The sequence below is a fragment of the Luteibacter yeojuensis genome, from assembly GCF_000964085.1.
Taxonomy (GTDB): Bacteria; Pseudomonadota; Gammaproteobacteria; order Xanthomonadales; family Rhodanobacteraceae; genus Luteibacter; species Luteibacter yeojuensis_A.
The window spans coordinates 16,376-33,897 of sequence record NZ_JZRB01000031.1; the positions used below are offsets into that span (position 1 = coordinate 16,376).

A 17,522-nucleotide genomic window follows, 5' to 3' on the forward strand; every position below is an offset into this window, starting at 1 on the left:
CCGCACCCACGCCAGGGCCACCCCACGATGTCGACCGAAACACCCCTCCTGCAGCAGCACTTCATCCGCCAGATCGTCCGCGACGACCTGGCCGCCGGCAAGCACAGCGTCATCCACACGCGCTTCCCGCCGGAGCCGAATGGCTACCTGCACCTGGGCCACGCCAAGTCCATCTGCCTGAACTTCGGGCTGGCCGGCGAGTTCGCCGGCACGTGCAACCTGCGCTTCGACGACACCAACCCGTCGAAGGAAGACGTGGAATACGTCGAGGCCATCCAGCGCGACGTGAAATGGCTGGGCTTCGAGTGGGCCGAGCTGCGCCACGCCTCCGATTACTTCGAGGTGTTCTACCAGGCCGCGCTCAAGCTCATCCGCGGCGGCCTGGCCTACGTGGACGACCTCTCGGCCGACGAGGTGCGCGAGTACCGCGGCACGCTGACCGAGCCGGGCCGCAACTCGCCCTACCGCGAGCGCACGGTGGAAGAAAACCTCGACCTGTTCCAGCGCATGCGCGCCGGCGAGTTCGCCGACGGCAGCAAGACCCTGCGCGCGAAGCTCGACATGGCCTCGGGCAACATCAACCTGCGCGACCCGGCGCTTTACCGCGTGCGCAAGGTGCACCACCAGAACACCGGCGATGCCTGGCCCATCTACCCGATGTACGACTTCGCGCATTCGCTCTCCGATGCGGTGGAAGGCATCACGCATTCGCTGTGCACGCTCGAGTTCGAGGACCACCGCCCGCTGTACGACTGGTGCGTCGACAAGGTCGACCTCGCCAACGACCCGGCGCTGTGGCAGTCGCTCGTCGCCGCGGGCCTGCCCACCACGCCGAGCAAGCCCCGCCAGATCGAATTCTCGCGCGGCAACATCAACTACACGGTGATGAGCAAGCGCAAGCTCATCACGCTGGTCTCCGAGAACCTGGTCGATGGCTGGGACGACCCGCGCATGCCCACCATCGCCGGCATGCGCCGCCGCGGCTTCACGCCCGCGGGCATCCGCCTGTTCTGGGAGCGCATCGGCGTCAGCAAGCAGAACAGCACCATCGACATGGGCGTGCTCGAGGGCTGCATCCGCGAAGACCTGGATGCGAAGGCCCCGCGCCGGCTCGCCGTCATCGATCCGCTCAAGCTCACCATCACCAACCTGCCGGCCGACCACGCCGAGACGCTCACGTTCGCGAACCACCCAAAGGACGACACCTTCGGCTCGCGCAGCGTGCCGTTCTCGCCCTCGCTATGGATCGAGCGCGAGGATTTCGCCGAGGTACCGCCGAAGGGCTTCCACCGGCTGAAGCCGGACGGCGAAGTGCGCCTGCGCGGCGTCGGCATCGTCCGCTGCGACGAACTGGTCAAGGATGCCGCGGGCGAGGTCGTCGAGCTGCGCTGCACCCTCGACCTCGAGTCGCGCACCGGCATGCCGGGTTCCGATCGCAAGGTGAAGGGCACCATCCACTGGGTGAGCGCGCGCGATGCCGTGCCGGCCGTGGTGCGCCTGTACGATCGCCTCTTCGACGTCAACGACCCGGACGACGACAGCGACGGCAAGACCTACAAGGACCACCTCAACCCGGGCTCGCGCCGCGTGGTGCACGGCTACGTGGAGCCGGCCGCCGCCGGGCTGGAACGCGAAGACCGGGTGCAGTTCGAGCGCCTGGGTTTCTTCGTCGCCGACATGCACGACCACACGCACGCCGCACCGGTGTTCAACCGCGTGGTGACGCTGCGCGATTCGTGGGCGAAGCAGGCGTGATGCTTTACGCCCAGGTGCACCTCACCCTGCCCGCGTGGGTGCATGAGCACGTCGACACGGGCAAGGCGTACGAGGGCGACGCGGCGAAGGTGCAGCTCGCCATCGATCTCTCGGCGCGCAACGTCGAGGCGGTCTCGGGCGGGCCCTTCGGCGCCGCGGTGTTCGATGGCAATGACCGCATCATCAGCGTCGGCGTCAACCGCGTGGTGCCGCAGAGCTGCTCCGTGGCGCACGCCGAGATGATGGCCTACATGCTCGCGCAGCAGCGCACGCAGCGTTTCCGCCTCAACGAGGGCGGCGGCCACGTCACCCTGGCCACCAGCTCGCAGCCCTGCTGCCAGTGCTTCGGCGCCACCGTGTGGGCCGGCATCGATACGCTGCTCATCGGCGCCCGCGCGGCGGACGTGGAAGAACTCACCACCTTCGACGAAGGCCCCCTCCCTGCCGACTGGGTGGGCGAGCTCACCCGCCGCGGCATCGCGGTGCGTACCGATATCCTGCGCGACGAGGCCCGGGCCGTGCTGCGCCACTACGGCGAGATCGGCGCCGCGTACTAGGCCGCAAGGCCACCGGGCGCGGTGGCACGCCCGCCCGGTAACTGCGCTAGGCTTAGGCCTCGCGCCGGCCCAGGGGGGGTAAGGCGCCCGGGGGATGGCATGCGCGACGGTTCGGCTTCGTGGCTTGAAAAGGTATGGCGTCGCACCTCGCTGGTGCAGCGCCTGACCTGCGTCGCCCTTGCCCCGACGGCCATCAGCGCCGTCCTGCTCGTCACCCTGCTCACCCGCCACCAGATGGATACGCTCCACGAGATGGGCCGTTCCACGGCGGACGCCATCGCGCAGCAGGCCGCCACGGTCTCCGGCGATGCCCTGCGCAGCGAGCAGCGCCGCGAGCTGGGCCGCATCGCCCAATCCATCGTGCAGCTGCCGCAGGTCTCCCGCGTCCGCATCGCCGACCGCGATGGCGAGATCCTGGCCGACCGCGTGAACGGCTCGGTGGAGGACGACGACAGCCTCACCGTCTCGCGCGACGTGCTCGACCCGGTGACCCAGCGCGTCGTCGGTGCCGTCACGGTCGATGTCAGCGTGGAGGATGCCGTGGCCGCCCAGCGCGCCAGCGTCCACAACGCCCTGGTCTGGCTCACCCTCAGCCTGCTTATCGCCGTGATGATCGGCTGGTCGGCCGCGCGATGGATGAGCGCCCCGCTGCGCAACCTCGCCATCGCCGTGCGCCAGCTCGGCCTGGGCGACCGCACGGTGGTGGTGCCGGTCACCGACGACACCGAGATCGGCGACCTGCAGCGCGGCTTCAATGGCGCCGCCTCGAAGCTGCTGCACGCCCAGATCGGCATGGAGCGCGAGATCGCCACCGCCACCGACGAGCTGGCCCGCAAGAACGCGGCGCTGGAGGCCGCCAGCGTGGCCAAGGCGCGGTTCCTCGCCGCCGCCTCGCACGACCTGCGCCAGCCGCTCTACGCGCTCACGCTGTTCTCGTCCGGCCTGGCCGTGGACGAGTTCGACCCGGTGCGCCTGAACCGCATCGCGCACATCCAGGAGTGCGTCGAGTCGCTCGACCACCTGTTCAGCGAGCTGCTCGACCTCTCCCGCCTCGATACCGGCGCCATGAAGGCCGCGCCCCGCGACCTTTCGCTGGACGAGGTATTCGAAGAAGTAAGCGTCAACTTCCGCATGGTGGCCGAGCAGCACGACCTGCGCCTGGTGGTCCGCACCACCGACCTGTGGGTGAACACCGACCGCACGATGCTGGCCCGCATCCTCAACAACCTGGTGAGCAACGCCCTGCGCTACACCCGCTGCGGCGGCGTGCTCGTCGGCGCCCGCCGCCGCGAGGATGGCCAGGTGCGCATCGACGTGTGGGATACCGGCCTGGGCATCCCAAAGGAGCATGTCGACCACATCTTCGACGAGTTCTACCGGGTGGAAAGCGGGCCCGAGGCCGGCCGCCCCGAGGGCACGCGCCGCGGCCTGGGCCTGGGCCTGTCCACCGTGCAGCGCCTGGCGGGCCTACTGGGTACGCGGGCCACCGTCACGTCGAAGCCCGGTCGGGGCAGCGTCTTCTCCCTCACCCTGCCCGAGGTGCTGCCCAACCCGCTGCCCGAGGCGCCCCCCGTGGCCGCGCCCGAGCCGGGCGTCCCGCGCGACGTGGCGGGCATGCGCGTGCTGGTGATCGACGACGAGCCCAGCATCCTGGCCGGCATCAGCTTCCTGCTGGGCAGCTGGGGGTGCGAGGTGATGACCGCCGAAGACGCACAGCAGGCCATGGAGGCGGTGCACATGTGGATGCAGCCGCCCGACCTGGTCATTTCCGACCTGCGGCTGCGCGAGGGCACCGGGCTGGACGTGCTGGCCCTGCTCGATCGCTATTACCGGCGCCGTCCCGGCGACCCGCCGCCCTTCGCCCGGGTGCTGATCACGGGCGAGACCCGGGGCGATTTCCTGGCCAGCGTGGATACCACCACGAAGGTCTTGTACAAGCCGGTATCCCCCGAACGGCTCCACGATGTAATGGTTTCCGCGTGGTCTGTCCATCATGCAGCCGTCTGAGGCAAATGGCCTGCTTGCCGCCGGGTGCCGGGAGGGCTATGGTCGTTGGAACGGGGATGCTCGTGGCAGTGCGAGCGGAGGAGTGGCATGCGAGTTTTGATCGCGGACGATCATCGGCTGATCATCGAGGGCGTGAAGCTGAAGCTTCGCGAGCTTGGCGATTCGGTCGAATTCGTCGAGGCAGAAACGGTGGCGCAGTTGCGCAGCCTCCTGGCAAAGACACCGCTCCCGGATGTCGCCCTCATCGACATGGCCATGCCCGGCGCCGATGGCGTCGAGCACATCAAGGAGGCCGTGGCGACCTTGCGCGACCCCTCCGATGATGGCGCATCGCCGGCACGCCCGGTGGTGGTGCTTTCCGGCACGGAGGATCCATCGGCCATCCGCCATGTGCTCGATCTTGGCGTCCAGGGCTATATCCCGAAATCGTCGCCACCCGATGTCATCCTGAACGCGGTGCGCCTCGTCGTGGGCGGCGGCATCTACGTGCCGCCGGAGGCCATGAAGGCCGCCTCGACCGCGCCCGTGACGCCGGCGTTCGCCACGGTCGGCGGCGACGGGCTCACCACGAAGGAACGCCTGGCCACGGTGCTCACCGACCGGCAGATCGACGTGTTGAAACTGCTGGCGAAGGGCCGGCCCAACAAGTTGATCGCGCGCGAACTGGGCATCAGCGAAGGCACGGTCAAGATCCACCTGGCCGCCATTTTCCGCGCACTGCACGTGCGCAACCGCCTCGAGGCCCTCGTGGCCGCGCAGCATCTCGGGGACTGACACGCGACACGGTTTTGTCCTGGTGCCGGCGTACGCTGGTGCCGGGGCGGCAGGGAGCGCCGGGGGACGACACGTCACACCACGCGAGGCTGTCGCATGCGGGCAGGCAGGGCTGGCACGGCACGGGTGCGTCACGGGGGCTGGCTGGCCCCGGCACTCTTCCTGATATTCCTGGTGGTTTCCCCCCATGCCGGTGCCGGTGGCACCGACATCGACCCCAATGCGCCCCTCACCTTTGGCATCCTGCCCATCGGCGGCCCCGCCGAATCGCTCGAGGCCTGGCGGCCCATGCTCGACGACCTGCACAAGGCGCTCGACCGCCCCGTGCGCGCGGTTTCCGTCACCACGTACGAAGGCATCGCGCAGGCCATCAGCGAACAACGGGTGGATATCGCCTTCCTTTCCGGCCGTCTGGCGCTGGACGCCGTCGTGGGCCAGAACATGCAGGTGATCGGGCAGCTCACCCGTGGCGATGGCTCGCGCGGCTATTACGCCGTGCTGCTGGTGGCGGCCGATTCGCGGATCACCAACCTCGACCAGTTGTTCGCCCGGCCGGGCCAGTGGCGCTTCGCCCGGGGCGAGGCGCTGTCGGTCTCGGGCTACCTCGTGCCGGAGACGCAGCTGTTCGCGGCGCGCGGCGTCGACTCCGATACGTTCTTCGCCAAGGTGCATGTCGACAACCACCAGAACAACGCCCTGGCCGTGGCCAACGGCGAGGTGGACGTGGCGACCAACAACAGCGCCGACCTCGAGCGCTTCCAGCAGCACTTCCCCGAGCAGTTCGCGCGCCTGCGCGTGCTGTGGAAATCGGCCCTGATACCGCATGCGGTGATCGTCATCCGCAACGACCTGCCGCTGGCGCTGCGGGAGAAAGTGGCCGCGTTCATCACGGGCTACGGCAAGGGCAAGGATGGCGCCCGGGAGGAGGCCAACCTCAAGCTCATCCACGATATCAGCGGCTTCGCGCCAGCGACCAACGCGTGCCTCATCCCCTTTTCCGACATCGAATACACGCTTGAAAAGCGCCGCGCCACGACGGCGCAGTGGGTCAGCGAGAGCGCCCGCGAGGCGCGCTTCAAGAAGATCGAGGCCGACCACGACGCACTGGTCGGCCGATTGCGCGGGAAATAGCCCGCACTAGCCAGAAGGCATAGGCCGCTTGTCTTAGCTCCCCTTGTCTATCGCGTAGCGCGCGGCCGTTTCATAGATTCGTCATGAGACTACGCCCAAGGCCGCTGCATGAAAGCGTCATCCCCACCGCTTGGCCGGTTGCCGCCGACCAGTGAGCGGCGGGTCCGCAAGGGCCTGCTGCCGTTGGTGGCCGTCGCCCTCGCGCTCACGGCCACCATGGGCGTGATGCTGCTGCGTGGCATCACGCAGGAGACGCGCAGCATCGCGCGGATCCAGGCCGTGCGCCTGGCGGGTGCCATCACGGCGACCAACGGGGACGATGCGACGCGGGACGCGCTGGCGCGTACCCTGTCGCGCAGCTCGCCAACCGCGCTGGCCATCCTCCACCGCAACGAGGGCACCGACCTCGTCATCGACAGTGGCCGCCCGCTGCGCGCGGGCCACCAGGTGCACGTACGCGTGGCCACGCCGCTAGGTGAACTGGAAACCATCACCGACACCTCGGCCTTGCGCGAGCGGCGCCTTGCCGCATTGCTGATGATGATGCTGCTGGGCGTGGGCATCGTCGCCGTGTACCTGGCCTGCAAACGCGTGATGGAGCGTGAGCTGGTCGATTCGGTCGAGGCGGTGAAGGCGCGGATCGACGAAGAACTCCGGGCCCGGAACGATCGCGGCCTGGGTGATGGCGAGTCGCTGGAGCTGGCCGTTGGCCGGCTGCTCGGCGAACTGCGCGAGCTGCGCGCGCGCCACGACGCCGCGCTGGGCGAAGCGTTCCGCCAGCGCATGCAGGAAATGGCGCGGCAGACGCGCTTCATCGAACAGGTGGGCGACCATTTCCGCCAGCCGCTGCAGGCCTTGTCGCTTTTCGTCGGCGGCATGCAGCCGGGTGACGACCTGCGCCAGCGTGCGGTGCAGGGCCAGATGCGCACGAACGTCACGCGGCTCAATGAACTGCTCGAGGGGCTGCTCGACCTGGCCAGGTTCGATGCGGGTGCCATCGAGCCGTCGAGCCATGAGCTGGTGGCGGCCGACCTCTTCATCCGCGAGCGCGACGCGATCGCCAACGACGCCGAGCGGCTCAGCGTCGATATCCGCTGGCGCGGTGGCCGCCTGCCCTTGCGCGGCGACCCCAACCTGCTTGCCGAGCTGATCCACCGGCTGGTATCCAACGCGGTCATCAGCACGCCCCACGGCCGCGTGCTGGTGGCCATGCGCCGCCGCGGCGATGCCGTGCGCATCGAGGTGCGCGACAACGGCATGGGCCTGGAACCACGGCAGCAGGAGCGGCTCTTCGACGAGTTCACCCGGCTGCCGGGCCACCCCGGCTACGGGCTTGGGCTGGCCGTGGCGCGACGCATCACCGACCTGCTGGGCGGCACCATCGGCGTGCGCTCCAGCCCGGGCCGCGGCACGTTGTTCTGGGTCGAGCTGGAAGGCGCCGCCGTGGGCGGTGCGCACCGCGTCGCCGACCTGCTCAGCCACCACGCCGCGCTGTAAAAACGCCGACCGCGCCCCTGTGCGCGGCACGGCCGTCGGCGTACGCTTGCGGCACTGGGCAGCAGCCGTCGGAGGCAAGGTCGTGGCGAGCGTCAACTGGTCGGACACCGCGCCCGTGGTGGCGTTCCTCGGCGTGTTCGCCGGCGCGATCGGCCTGCCCGTCCCCGCCATGCCCACGTTGATCGTGGTGGGTAGCACGCTGGTGGCGGCCCGCGACCCGATGCTCATCCTCGCCACGTTCATCGCCGCCCTGGCCGGCGCCTTCGCGGGCGATACGGCATGGTTCCTCACCGGCCGCCGCTTCGGCTACCGCGTGCTCGACAGCCTCTGCCGCATCTCCCTGTCGCCCGATACCTGCGTGCGCCGCGCCAGCGGCTTCTTCGAGAAACGGGGCGTGAAGCTGCTGCTGGTGTCGCGGTTCATCCCGGGTCTTTCCCTGGTGGCCATCCCCATCGCCGGCGCAGGCGATACACGCTTCAGCCGCTTCACCCTCTACGACCTGGCCGGCGCGGCGCTTTGGATCGTCGTCGGGCTCTCGGCCGGCATGCTGTTCTACCGGCAGATCGACGCCGTGCTCGCGGTGCTGAAGGAGTTTGGGTTCGGGCTGGCGACCCTTGCCGTCATCGGCCTGGCGCTGTGGGTGGCGTTCCGCTACCTGCGCCGCGCTCTGCTCATCGCGCGCCTGCGCAAAAGTCGCATTTCGGTCGACGAGCTGGCCGTGCTGCTGGCCAGCGACCCCGGTGCGCTCATCGTCGACGTCCGCAGCCTGTCCAATCGCCGCGACGACCCCTTCGTCATCCCCGGCTCGCGGCTGTTCGACCTGGCCAGCGCCAGCGCCGACCTGGCCACCCTGCCCCGCAACACCGCGGTGGTGATCTATTGCTCATGCCCAAACGAAGTATCGGCCGCCAAGGTGGCCGAGCGCCTGACCAAGCTGGGCTTCGCCAACGTACGCCCGCTCACGGGCGGTATCACGGCATGGCGCGACGCGGGCCGCGACGTCGAGGCCATCGTGCTGGCCACCTGAGCCTTGCCTTGGGTTGTGCCACCCCGGCGGGGGCACTAAACTAGTCGGCTACTTGCGCATGGGTCGTTAGCTCAGTCGGTAGAGCAGCGGACTTTTAATCCGTAGGTCGACGGTTCGAATCCGTCACGACCCACCATTTTGCCCAAGGCCAGCCATTCCCCGTGCCGTTCCCGGCCGGGTCGCACGCCACCGCCTAGCCGGTGGCGTCGCCTTTTCCAGGCCATGGATATTCGCGCGACTTCCGGTTCGCCTACACGACGTGTCGGCATTCACGTCATGCCATCGGGCGACATTCTCACAAACCTGCACTGGCATTCCGAGTACGCTGGTCTCCCTTCACCGTGCACGAAAGGAGGCCGTCATGCAGGCACGTGAGTCGTTTTACCGGTTGAGTGAACTCAACACCGTCCTGGAAAAAGTCGCGACCCGAAGCGAGTTGCAGGCGCTCTCCGCGCGTGTCGATGATCGCTTCGAGCAGGTCGATAAGCGCTTCGAGCAAGTCGATAAGCGCTTCGTACAGGTGGAGGCGCGGCTTGATCGCGTCGAAACGCGGATGGATCAGATGACGGCCACGTTGGCCACGCTCGAAGATCGCTCGCGGCACGGCGCGACGCGTTCGTGGGTGCTCAGTGGTGCCGTCTGCGCGCTCGTCGGCCTACTCGGCTGGCTTAGCCGCGGGCAGTTGTTCGCGGGGCTGCAGTCCGCCGGCCTTTAACGTCAGGCGTACCGGGTCACATCCGGCACGTCATCGAAGGACTACACAGCGCGCTGCATTGCACCGTCAGGGCGTGTAGTCCTTCGCCGCTTCTGGCGCCACTACGCAAAACCTAGCATCTCACCTTCGTTCACGAACCAAGGAGATGCGCCATGTCGGTCACCCCACTCGCTCCTGTGCCGGTCTTCGGCTACACCAGTGATCCTTTCTACGGGCTTGGAAACAACGCGGCGTACAACGGCACCCGAGTCCAACCTGGGCCGATCATGCCTCCCAGCATGGCCGGGCTGCCGCCCATGAACCACGAGTTCTACGGAAAATGTGCGATGACCAACGGCGAGAAGGTCTTCGAGGCGGCACTGCGCGGTGATCCGCTCGGCACCCTCACCGCTTTCTTCGAAGGACTCAGCGCACGAGACGGCCACTTCGCACTCGGCCAACTCTTCATCTGGAACAACCTCCAGGTTGTCCTCGGGGAAGGGTACAACCGGCCTATCGCCGCCAACGAGGCCGGCCTACTCGCTCCGAACGGGCGCTTGGCCATCACCCATCTTGCGGGTCTTTACGTTACACGCGCTGGCAACGCACCAGTTGAAATCAAGAACCCTGCATTCGACTTCTGGGGCACGCCCTTGATGTCCATTGCGGGCATCTACTATTGGGTTGCGGGTGGCGGAAAGTCGCGCCGCGTCCGCATTGCTTCGCTGGGGCTGCACCTCGTTCCGCGCGACTTCGAACCGGTGCAAGACATTCTTCAGAATGCGCTGAATGGCCCCGGCCTCTACGAGATTTCGGGCCCATTCGAGCACAACACGTTTGATCACGGAATTCAGGACGTCTGGGCCGCTGGATTGATCGGGCGTGTCAAGGGATGGGTAACCGGCAAACTGGAGATCCGAGCGGACCATAGCTATCAGTTCAACGGCAGTTTTACGCTCGCGCCTGACACCTACGACGCAGGCGCTGGCAATCGTCCTTTTGCACAGGAGGCCCTTACGAGCTTTCTCGCAGGAATCGGGAACACACTCGGGTACAAAGATTACGATATCGAATTCGTCGGCGAGCAGGCTGTCGAGGGCTCGGGGGTGCGGTGGTGAAGGTCCATGTGCTCGCGCGTGCCACCATCGTCGTGTTGGCATGGCTTCTCGGTGGATGCCACCCGACCCCGCCGGTTACGGCGGAATGCAGGGCGTGGACACCTGCGGACGTGAGGCAGCACGTCCTCAACCATCTTCGACGAAAGAACGAGTTCGGCACCAAAAACCCGGGCGCACTGACCGCCGATGACGTCATCGCCATCGGGCCCGTGTCGCTTGGCAAGGCAAGCGGGCTCTGGACATTCCCCTTCCGTGTTGAGGGCACCCGCGACTACAACGCGCTGGTGGATTGCGAGGGTTACACGGAATTGACCGGCGTGCCTGTCCCGCCGAGTTCTTCGATCAAGCATTGAAAGGGTTGCCAGCGCACCGGGCTGGCAGCCGCCCCGCGACCTCAGACGTAGCGCGTAACGTCCGGCACGCCTGCCTTGGCGAAGCCCTCCGCGCGCAGGCGGCAGGCATCGCAGTGGCCGCAGGCGCGGCCTTGCGCGTCGGCCTGGTAGCAGCTGACCGTCTCCGCGAAATCCACGCCCAGGCGCACGCCTTCGGTCACGATATCGCCCTTGCCCATCTTCATCAGCGGCGCGTGGATGCGGATGCCCGCGCCTTCCACGCCGGCCTTCGTCGCTACATTTGCCAGCGTTTCAAAGGCCTCGATGAAGGCCGGGCGGCAATCGGGGTAGCCGGAGTAGTCCACGGCGTTGACGCCGCAGAAGATGTCGTTCGAGCCGAGCACTTCGGCCCAACCCAGCGCGATCGACAGCATGATCGTGTTGCGCGCGGGCACGTAGGTGACGGGGATGCCTTCGCCGCCATCCTCCGGCACGTCGATATCGGCGGTGAGGGCCGAGCCGCCGATGCTGCGCAGGTCAACGTGCACGGTCTTGTGCGCCACGGCGCCCAGCAGCTTCGAGACGCGCTCGGAGGCCTCCAGTTCGGAGCTGTGGCGCTGGCCATAGGCCACGCTGAGCGCATAGACCTCGAAGCCCTGTTCGCGCGCCATGGCGATCGTCACGGCGGAATCCATGCCGCCCGAAACGAGGATGACGGCCTTGGGGGTGGGGTTCGGAGCGTTCATGCGGGTACCTTGGGTATCAGTGGCCCTGGGCGTCGTTCCACAGCAGCTTGTGCAGCTGCAGCTGGAAGCGCACCGGCAGGCGTTCGGCGAGGATCCATTCGGCGAGCGCGCGCGGCTCGACCTTGCCCCACACCGGGGAGAACAGCACCATCGATTTTTCGGCCAGGCCGTGCTCGCGCACGACATCGCGCGACCATTCGAAATCGCCGCGGCTGGCGATCACGAACTTCACCTGGTCATGCGGCAGCAGGTGGTCGAGGTTGCTCCAGAGGTTGCGGGCGCTTTCGCCCGAATCCGGCGCCTTCAGGTCCATGACCTTGCGGACGCGCGGATCGACCTGCGAGACATCGAGCGCGCCGGAGGTTTCCAGCGAGACCTCGTGGCCGGCATCGCACAGCTTGCGCAGCAGGATATGGCAGCGCTTCTGCGACAGGGGCTCGCCGCCCGTGACGCAGACGTGCTTCGCGCCGTGGCTGGCCACCTCGGCCACGATGGCGTCGATGTCGTGCCACTGGCCACCGTGGAAGGAATATTCGGTATCGCACCACACGCAGCGCAGCGGGCAGCCGGTGAGGCGCACGAACACCGTGGGCCAGCCGATGGCATCGGCCTCGCCCTGCACGGAGTGGAAGATCTCGGTGATCCGCAGGCGTTCCCGGACGGGGGCGGCCGGCGAAACATCCGCCGGCGTTGCGGTGTTGCCGTTCATACGCTTAGTTGGCCGTCTGGCGCTGCAGGCGGCGCAGGCGTTCCTGTGCGAGGCCAGCGGCCTTCGTGCCGGGATACTTGGCGGAAACCTGCTTCAGGGTGGCGATGGCCGCGTCCTGCTGCTTCAGTTCGATCTGGCAGTAACCCACCTTGAGCAGGCCGTCGGAGACCTTGTCGCTCTGCGGGAAATTCTTGACCAGCCGCTGGAAGGCCTCGATGGCCACCTGGTAGTTCATGGTGACGTAGTACGACTCGCCCAGCCAGTAATAGGCGTTGGGCGCCAGCGCGCTATCCGGGTACTTCACGAGGAAGTCGCGGAAGCCACGGCTGGCCGTGACGTAGTCGCCGCCGCGCAGTGACTTGAAGGCGGCATCGTACGCGGCCTGCTCGGCCGGGGACGCGGCGCCCGGGTTGCCACCACCGGCGGCCGTGCCGGCGGGCGCGGGGCCCGCGGCGGCCTGCTGCGGGGGCGCCGGGGTGTTCGCGGCGGCAGGCGCCGGGGGCTGGCCGCCGCCGGCGGCCGCGGTGGGCTGCCCGGCGGGCGCGCCACCCTTTTCGAGACGGCCCAGGCGCGAATCGACATCTGCGTACTGTGCCTTCTGGGAATCCTGGAGTTGCTGGTTCTGGTGCTGCAGCTCTTCGATCTGGCCCTGGAGCTGGGCCACCTGCTGCTGCAGGTCGTTGACCTGGTTCACCAGTTGCGTGGTGCCGGAGTTGGCCTGGTTCTGCTGCTCGAGCCGCGCGACGCGGTCGGCGAGGCTGAGGCGATCCTGGGCGCTGGCCGTAAACGCAAAAAGCGTGGCGGACGCGATTGCGCCCGCCACGCCAAGCCTGGCCATGTAGCTGTTAGCCAGAGACTTCTTCATTACTTCGCGGTGTAGACGATCTCAACGCGACGGTTCTTGGCCCAGCAGTCTTCGTTGTGCTCTTTGCACGTCGGCTTTTCCTTGCCGTACGAGGTGACGTTGACCTGGCCAGCCGAACCGCCAGCGGCCTGGAGGGCGCTGGAGACGGCATTGCCACGGCGCTCGCCGAGGCCCAGGTTGTACTCGCGGGTGCCGCGCTCGTCGGTGTTACCCTCGAGGGTCATGGCCGACTGCGGACGATCCTGCAGGTACTTGGCGTGGCAAGCGATGATCTGCTGGAATTCCGGCTTCACGTCGTTCTTGTCGAAGTCGAAGTACACGACGCGCTGACGCAGGCACGCGTCGGTGTCGAGGTCTTCCGGCTTGTACTTGCCATCGTTCATCGGGGCCTGGGTCTGGGCGACCGGCTGCTGTTCCGGCATGGGAGCCGGCTTGGTGTTCTTCTTCGAGCACGCGGCGGCGCCAACGCAGAGCAGCGCAGCCAGGGTGACGGTAACGGTCTTATTCATGGGACGTTCCTTCAACAGTTGAGTTCCGACAGTCGTTTTACGGTTTCGGGACAGACACCGCCGGTTGTCCGGCTGTTTTTCTACTTGCTTCCACGTTGACGGGGCGCTGTCCCGCACCCTACGCCTTCGCTCCGTCAGCCGCTTGTGGGCGAACCGCCGGGAGTTCCTTCATTCATTCGCCCGCAGGAAAGGCGCGGACCAGCCGCGCCCTCCCGGGACGTTGTCGATGTCGCAGCCCTGACGGGCGCGCCATCAACGCTGTCGGTACGGTCCCCAGGACGGCTCGCGCACGTCGCCGTCCGAAAGGACGAGACGCTGGCGCACAAGGCCGTCCGCCGAAACCGCATACAGGACGCCACGCGTACCCTGCGATGCGGCATAAAGCAGCATGCTGGCGTTGGGCGCGAAGCTGGGCGAATCGTCCACGTTACCCGGGGAAACGAAACGCACCTGCCCGCCCAGACTGCGGTCCATGATAGCGATACGATACACGTTCCCGTTGCCCTGCACCATCGCAATCTGCTTGCCATCGAAGCTGACCGAGGCGCTGGCGTTGAAGCCGCCCTGGAACGTGAGGCGCTGGGCGTTCCCACCCGAGACCGAGGTCTGGTAGAGCTGGGGCTTGCCGGAGCGGTCGGAGGTGAAAATGATGCTCTGGCCATCCGGGGTGAAGGTGGGTTCCGTATCGATCGCGAAGTTGTTGGTCACCCGGGTTTCGGTGCGGCTGCCGACGTCGATGACGAAAATCTCCGGGTTACCCACGTAGGACAGGCTCACCGCGAGCTTGCTGCCGTCCGGCGACCAGGCCGGGGCAGAGTTGATGCCCTTGGGGTGCGAGGCCACGAGGCTACGCGAGCCGGTGGAGATGTTCTGCACATACACGGCCGAATTGCCGCTTTCGAACGAGACGTAGGCCAGCTTGCTGCCATCCGGCGACCAGGCCGGCGAGAGCAGCGACTCGCGGGAGCGGGCCACCACCTGCGGGTTGAAGCCATCCGAATCGGCCACGATGAGCGAATACGTGGTGTTGTTGCCCGTACCCACGGCCGTGACATAGGCGATGCGGGTCCAGAAGGCACCGCGGACGCCGGTGATCTTTTCGTAGATCTGGTCGGCGATCTGGTGGGCCACGCCACGCAGGTCACCCGTGGGGGCCGTGAACGACTGGGCCAGCAGGCTCTGCTGGCGGTTCACGTCCCACAGCTCGTATTCCACCTTGACCATGCCACCGCCGGCATCGCTGATGCGGCCGATGGTGAGGTAATCCTGCTTCAGCAGGCGCCAGGTGGCGAACTTGATGTCCGAGCCCTGCGACGGGGTCTCGACGATATCGTTCTTTTCCAGCGACCGGAACTTGCCCGAGCGGTTGAAATCGGCGCGGATGACGTCGGCGACGTCGGTGGGCAGCGGGGCCCCGCCGGCCTGGGCGAACGGCACCACTGCGATGGGGGTTGCCGTGGCCACGCCCTTGGCGATCTCCACGTTGAGCGACTGGGCGGCGGCTGGGCCGGCCACGAGGGCGGCTATCGCCACGAGGGCGGCGGCGAAGCGAAGGATCGTCTTGCGCATGGGCTGATTCATTGCGACCTGTGGAAATGGAGTGGCGCCCGCATGGTAAGCGGGCCCCGGTGAACCTGAATGACCCGCATCTGAACCACCCCCGTGGCGCATGGCGGCCATGGGGGCTGGAACATCATTACGGCCTGAACGTGAAGGTGAGGTTTCGCTCGAAGACGTCCTCGAAGCCCTGGTACGGAAGCGGCTGGGCGCGCAGTACCGCGTTTTCCAGCGATGCCCGGCCCGGGCCGTCGAACGGGCAACTGGAATCGACCTTGGCGCTCAGCACCTGGCCGCCCGGGATCTGTACCACGTGGACGATACAGGCGCCGTTGCCAATATTCTCCGGGCGCAACCAGTTCTGCGTCACCGCGTTCTGGATCGCGGCGATATAGGCGGCCTTCTTGCTGTCGTCCTTGCCGTTCTGGCCGGTCTGCGGCTTCTCGGCGAACGGCAGGTTTTCACGGCCGTCGTCCTTTGCGTTCTGCAGATCCTTGAGTTGCTGCTCGGCCTGCTTCTTCGCCGAATCGGCCTTCTTCGTGTTCTGGGACGCCGCGTCGAGCTGCTTGAAGATGTCGTCGATCTTCTTCTGCTGCTCTTTCTTCTTCTCCTGCTGCTGGGCGTCGAGTTCGGCCTGGCGCTGGCGCTGCTTTTCTTCCTGCAGCTGCTTGGCGTCCTCGGCCTTCTGCACGGCATCATCCACGACCTGTTGCTGGTCTTTCAGGTCAGGCTGCTTGGGCGGCGGCGGCAAGGTCGGGACCGGGACCTTTTCCTGGGGCGGGGTCGGTGGCGGCGTGACCGGCGGCGGCGGCACGGTATCCGGCACCGGCTTTGCCTTGGTCGACTTCGGTGGCGGGGCACCCGTGGGGCCCACGAGCGTCGCCTCGATGACCTCGCCGGGGAGCTGGATGGGCGCCGGGCACTTCATCGGGTTCCATTCCGCGGGCACGCCGAGGGCGTCGGCCCACTTTTCGTAGTCCGAGCAGGGGATCACCGCGATGGCCAGGAAGGCCACGATGCCCAGGTGGAGAAGCGCGGCCAGGACGACCGCGCGGGGCGTACCGTTACGGTTTTCCATTCTGTGCGGACTGCGGCTGGCTCATGAGGCCAATCTTGGAGATGCCCGCTTCCTGGAGGATCGGGAGGATCTGGTACACCTTGCCGTAGCCCACGCGGTCGTCGCCCGCGAGCAGCACCTGCAGCTCGGGGTTGGCGTCGTGGAACGCCGTGATCTTCCTCTTGAAGTCGTCGATGCTCACCTGCTCGCGCTTGGCGCCGTTGGCCGTGAGGTAGACCTGGCCCTGCTCGTCGACGGAGACGACGATGGGGTCTTTCTTATCCTTCAAGGACTTGGCGTTGGTCTGCGGCAGCTGGATGTCGACGCCGAGGTTCATCATGGGCGTGGTGACCATGAAGATGATGAGCAGCACGAGCATGACGTCGATGTACGGCACGACGTTGATCTCGGATTTCAGCTTCCGCTTGTGGCGGCGGTAGACGTTGCGGGTGGCCATGGCGACGGCTCAGGCGACGTCGTCGGCGTGGATCTGGCGCTGCAGCACCGAGGAGAATTCTTCCTGGAATACCTCGTAGCGCGACGCGACGCGCTCGACGCGGGTGGCGAAGCGGTTGTAGGCCCACACGGCCGGGATGGCGGCGAACAGGCCCATGGCCGTGGCGATGAGCGCCTCGGAGATGTGCGGGGCCACGACCGAAATGGTGACGTCCTTCATTTCGCCGAGGCCCTGGAAGGCGCCCATGATGCCCCACACGGTGCCGAACAGGCCGATATAAGGGCTGATGGAGCCGACGTTGGCCAGGAACTCGAGGTTCTGCTCGAGCTTGCCGATCTCGCGGGTACCGGCCACGCGCATGGCGCGCTCGGTGCCCTCCATGATGCGGTCGCCATCGGCCACGCGGCGCTGGCGCTGGCGGGCGAACTCGCGGAAACCGGCCTCGAAGATGTTCTCGATGCCGTGCTGGCCCTCGCGGTTGCCCACTTCGCGGAACAGGGCGGCGAGGTCGCCACCGGACCAGAAGCGGTCCTCGAAGGTCTCGGCGTTGGTGTGGGCTTCTTTCAGCTGGCCGTACTTGCGGAAGATGATGACCCACGACATGAAGGAAAACGCCAGCAGGAGCAGCATGACGAGCTGCACGGGCAGGCTGGCTTCCGTCACCAGCTTGAAAATGTTGAGTCCACCGTTCATCGCTTGCAGCTCTCCGCCAGGTATCTGTTGGCTTTTA

The 17,522-nt window shown here is 67.0% G+C and carries 18 protein-coding genes and 1 tRNA gene; 11 read left to right on the forward strand and 8 right to left on the reverse strand.

Annotated elements, in window-relative coordinates; genetic code table 11:
- Positions 1-27 precede the first annotated feature (27 nt).
- The 11 genes from VI08_RS14735 to VI08_RS14785 all read left to right on the forward strand — a co-directional run bounded on the left by VI08_RS14735 (position 28) and on the right by VI08_RS14785 (position 10,913).
- Positions 28-1,755, forward strand: a complete 1,728-nt coding sequence (locus VI08_RS14735; protein WP_045830369.1) for a glutamine--tRNA ligase/YqeY domain fusion protein — start codon at positions 28-30, stop codon at positions 1,753-1,755.
- Positions 1,755-2,312 carry a nucleoside deaminase gene (locus VI08_RS14740; protein ID WP_045830370.1) on the forward strand — a complete coding sequence of 186 codons (558 nt, stop codon included), beginning with the start codon at positions 1,755-1,757 and terminating at the stop codon, positions 2,310-2,312. Before VI08_RS14735 ends, VI08_RS14740 begins: the two co-directional genes overlap by 1 nt.
- A 99-nt stretch (positions 2,313-2,411) precedes the next feature.
- Entirely contained in the window at positions 2,412-4,319 is a 1,908-nt protein-coding gene (locus VI08_RS14745) for an ATP-binding response regulator (protein ID WP_045830371.1), read from the forward strand.
- An 87-nt stretch (positions 4,320-4,406) separates the two neighbouring features.
- Positions 4,407-5,093 (forward strand): LuxR C-terminal-related transcriptional regulator, encoded by a 687-nt coding sequence (locus VI08_RS14750; protein ID WP_045830372.1) that lies wholly within the window; start codon positions 4,407-4,409, stop codon positions 5,091-5,093.
- 174 nt (positions 5,094-5,267) lie between these two features.
- Positions 5,268-6,224 carry a phosphate/phosphite/phosphonate ABC transporter substrate-binding protein gene (gene phnD / locus VI08_RS14755; protein WP_232309561.1) on the forward strand — a complete coding sequence of 319 codons (957 nt, stop codon included), beginning with the start codon at positions 5,268-5,270 and terminating at the stop codon, positions 6,222-6,224.
- A gap of 108 nt (positions 6,225-6,332) precedes the next feature.
- Positions 6,333-7,721, forward strand: coding sequence for a sensor histidine kinase (locus VI08_RS20990; RefSeq protein WP_084621541.1), 1,389 nt, complete (start codon positions 6,333-6,335; stop codon positions 7,719-7,721).
- Positions 7,722-7,803: 82 nt separating this feature from the next.
- A complete protein-coding gene (locus VI08_RS14765; RefSeq protein WP_045830393.1) occupies positions 7,804-8,748 on the forward strand; it encodes a VTT domain-containing protein in 945 nt (314 codons plus the stop codon).
- Positions 8,749-8,808: 60 nt separating this feature from the next.
- Positions 8,809-8,884, forward strand: a tRNA-Lys gene (locus tag VI08_RS14770).
- A 225-nt stretch (positions 8,885-9,109) separates the two neighbouring features.
- On the forward strand, positions 9,110-9,463 hold the full coding sequence (locus VI08_RS14775; RefSeq protein ID WP_052697981.1) for a hypothetical protein: 354 nt from the start codon (positions 9,110-9,112) through the stop codon (positions 9,461-9,463).
- Positions 9,464-9,615: 152 nt separating this feature from the next.
- Complete coding sequence (locus VI08_RS20995) at positions 9,616-10,560, forward strand: lipid II-degrading bacteriocin (protein ID WP_052697982.1); 945 nt, start codon at positions 9,616-9,618, stop codon at positions 10,558-10,560.
- A gap of 110 nt (positions 10,561-10,670) precedes the next feature.
- Positions 10,671-10,913, forward strand: coding sequence for a hypothetical protein (locus VI08_RS14785; RefSeq protein ID WP_045830373.1), 243 nt, complete (start codon positions 10,671-10,673; stop codon positions 10,911-10,913).
- Between the two features lie 41 nt (positions 10,914-10,954).
- Here the strand turns inward: VI08_RS14785 and queC are convergent, their stop codons facing one another.
- The 8 genes from queC to tolQ all read right to left on the reverse strand — a co-directional run bounded on the left by queC (position 10,955) and on the right by tolQ (position 17,485).
- A complete protein-coding gene (gene queC, locus VI08_RS14790) occupies positions 10,955-11,638 on the reverse strand; it encodes a 7-cyano-7-deazaguanine synthase QueC (RefSeq protein ID WP_045830374.1) in 684 nt (227 codons plus the stop codon).
- A 16-nt stretch (positions 11,639-11,654) separates the two neighbouring features.
- The gene (gene queE, locus VI08_RS14795) at positions 11,655-12,347 is read right to left on the reverse strand and encodes a 7-carboxy-7-deazaguanine synthase QueE (protein ID WP_045830375.1); all 693 of its coding nucleotides are present in this window, start codon (positions 12,345-12,347) and stop codon (positions 11,655-11,657) included.
- A 4-nt stretch (positions 12,348-12,351) separates the two neighbouring features.
- Positions 12,352-13,212, reverse strand: coding sequence for a tol-pal system protein YbgF (gene ybgF / locus VI08_RS14800; RefSeq protein ID WP_198148961.1), 861 nt, complete (start codon positions 13,210-13,212; stop codon positions 12,352-12,354).
- Entirely contained in the window at positions 13,212-13,721 is a 510-nt protein-coding gene (gene pal, locus VI08_RS14805; RefSeq protein WP_045830376.1) for a peptidoglycan-associated lipoprotein Pal, read from the reverse strand. The genes ybgF and pal overlap by 1 nt, the downstream gene beginning before the upstream one ends.
- A 252-nt stretch (positions 13,722-13,973) precedes the next feature.
- Positions 13,974-15,290 carry a Tol-Pal system beta propeller repeat protein TolB gene (gene tolB, locus VI08_RS14810; RefSeq protein ID WP_045830377.1) on the reverse strand — a complete coding sequence of 439 codons (1,317 nt, stop codon included), beginning with the start codon at positions 15,288-15,290 and terminating at the stop codon, positions 13,974-13,976.
- Between the two features lie 127 nt (positions 15,291-15,417).
- Entirely contained in the window at positions 15,418-16,356 is a 939-nt protein-coding gene (locus VI08_RS14815; RefSeq protein WP_045830378.1) for a cell envelope integrity protein TolA, read from the reverse strand.
- A complete protein-coding gene (tolR, locus tag VI08_RS14820; RefSeq protein WP_045830379.1) occupies positions 16,343-16,792 on the reverse strand; it encodes a protein TolR in 450 nt (149 codons plus the stop codon). The genes VI08_RS14815 and tolR overlap by 14 nt, the downstream gene beginning before the upstream one ends.
- A 9-nt stretch (positions 16,793-16,801) precedes the next feature.
- Positions 16,802-17,485 (reverse strand): protein TolQ, encoded by a 684-nt coding sequence (gene tolQ / locus VI08_RS14825; protein WP_045830380.1) that lies wholly within the window; start codon positions 17,483-17,485, stop codon positions 16,802-16,804.
- Between the last annotated feature and the right edge of the window lie 37 nt (positions 17,486-17,522).

Coding starts and splice junctions, on each gene's coding strand:
- VI08_RS14735 (WP_045830369.1), top strand. CDS start 28: ATGTCGACCGAAACACCCCTCCTGCAGCAGCACTTCATCCGCCAGATC.
- VI08_RS14740 (WP_045830370.1), top strand. CDS start 1,755: ATGCTTTACGCCCAGGTGCACCTCACCCTGCCCGCGTGGGTGCATGAG.
- VI08_RS14745 (WP_045830371.1), top strand. CDS start 2,412: ATGCGCGACGGTTCGGCTTCGTGGCTTGAAAAGGTATGGCGTCGCACC.
- VI08_RS14750 (WP_045830372.1), top strand. CDS start 4,407: ATGCGAGTTTTGATCGCGGACGATCATCGGCTGATCATCGAGGGCGTG.
- VI08_RS20990 (WP_084621541.1), top strand. CDS start 6,333: ATGAAAGCGTCATCCCCACCGCTTGGCCGGTTGCCGCCGACCAGTGAG.
- VI08_RS14775 (WP_052697981.1), top strand. CDS start 9,110: ATGCAGGCACGTGAGTCGTTTTACCGGTTGAGTGAACTCAACACCGTC.
- VI08_RS20995 (WP_052697982.1), top strand. CDS start 9,616: ATGTCGGTCACCCCACTCGCTCCTGTGCCGGTCTTCGGCTACACCAGT.
- queC (WP_045830374.1), bottom strand. CDS start 11,638: ATGAACGCTCCGAACCCCACCCCCAAGGCCGTCATCCTCGTTTCGGGC.
- queE (WP_045830375.1), bottom strand. CDS start 12,347: ATGAACGGCAACACCGCAACGCCGGCGGATGTTTCGCCGGCCGCCCCC.
- ybgF (WP_198148961.1), bottom strand. CDS start 13,212: ATGAAGAAGTCTCTGGCTAACAGCTACATGGCCAGGCTTGGCGTGGCG.
- pal (WP_045830376.1), bottom strand. CDS start 13,721: ATGAATAAGACCGTTACCGTCACCCTGGCTGCGCTGCTCTGCGTTGGC.
- tolB (WP_045830377.1), bottom strand. CDS start 15,290: ATGCGCAAGACGATCCTTCGCTTCGCCGCCGCCCTCGTGGCGATAGCC.
- VI08_RS14815 (WP_045830378.1), bottom strand. CDS start 16,356: ATGGAAAACCGTAACGGTACGCCCCGCGCGGTCGTCCTGGCCGCGCTT.
- tolR (WP_045830379.1), bottom strand. CDS start 16,792: ATGGCCACCCGCAACGTCTACCGCCGCCACAAGCGGAAGCTGAAATCC.
- tolQ (WP_045830380.1), bottom strand. CDS start 17,485: ATGAACGGTGGACTCAACATTTTCAAGCTGGTGACGGAAGCCAGCCTG.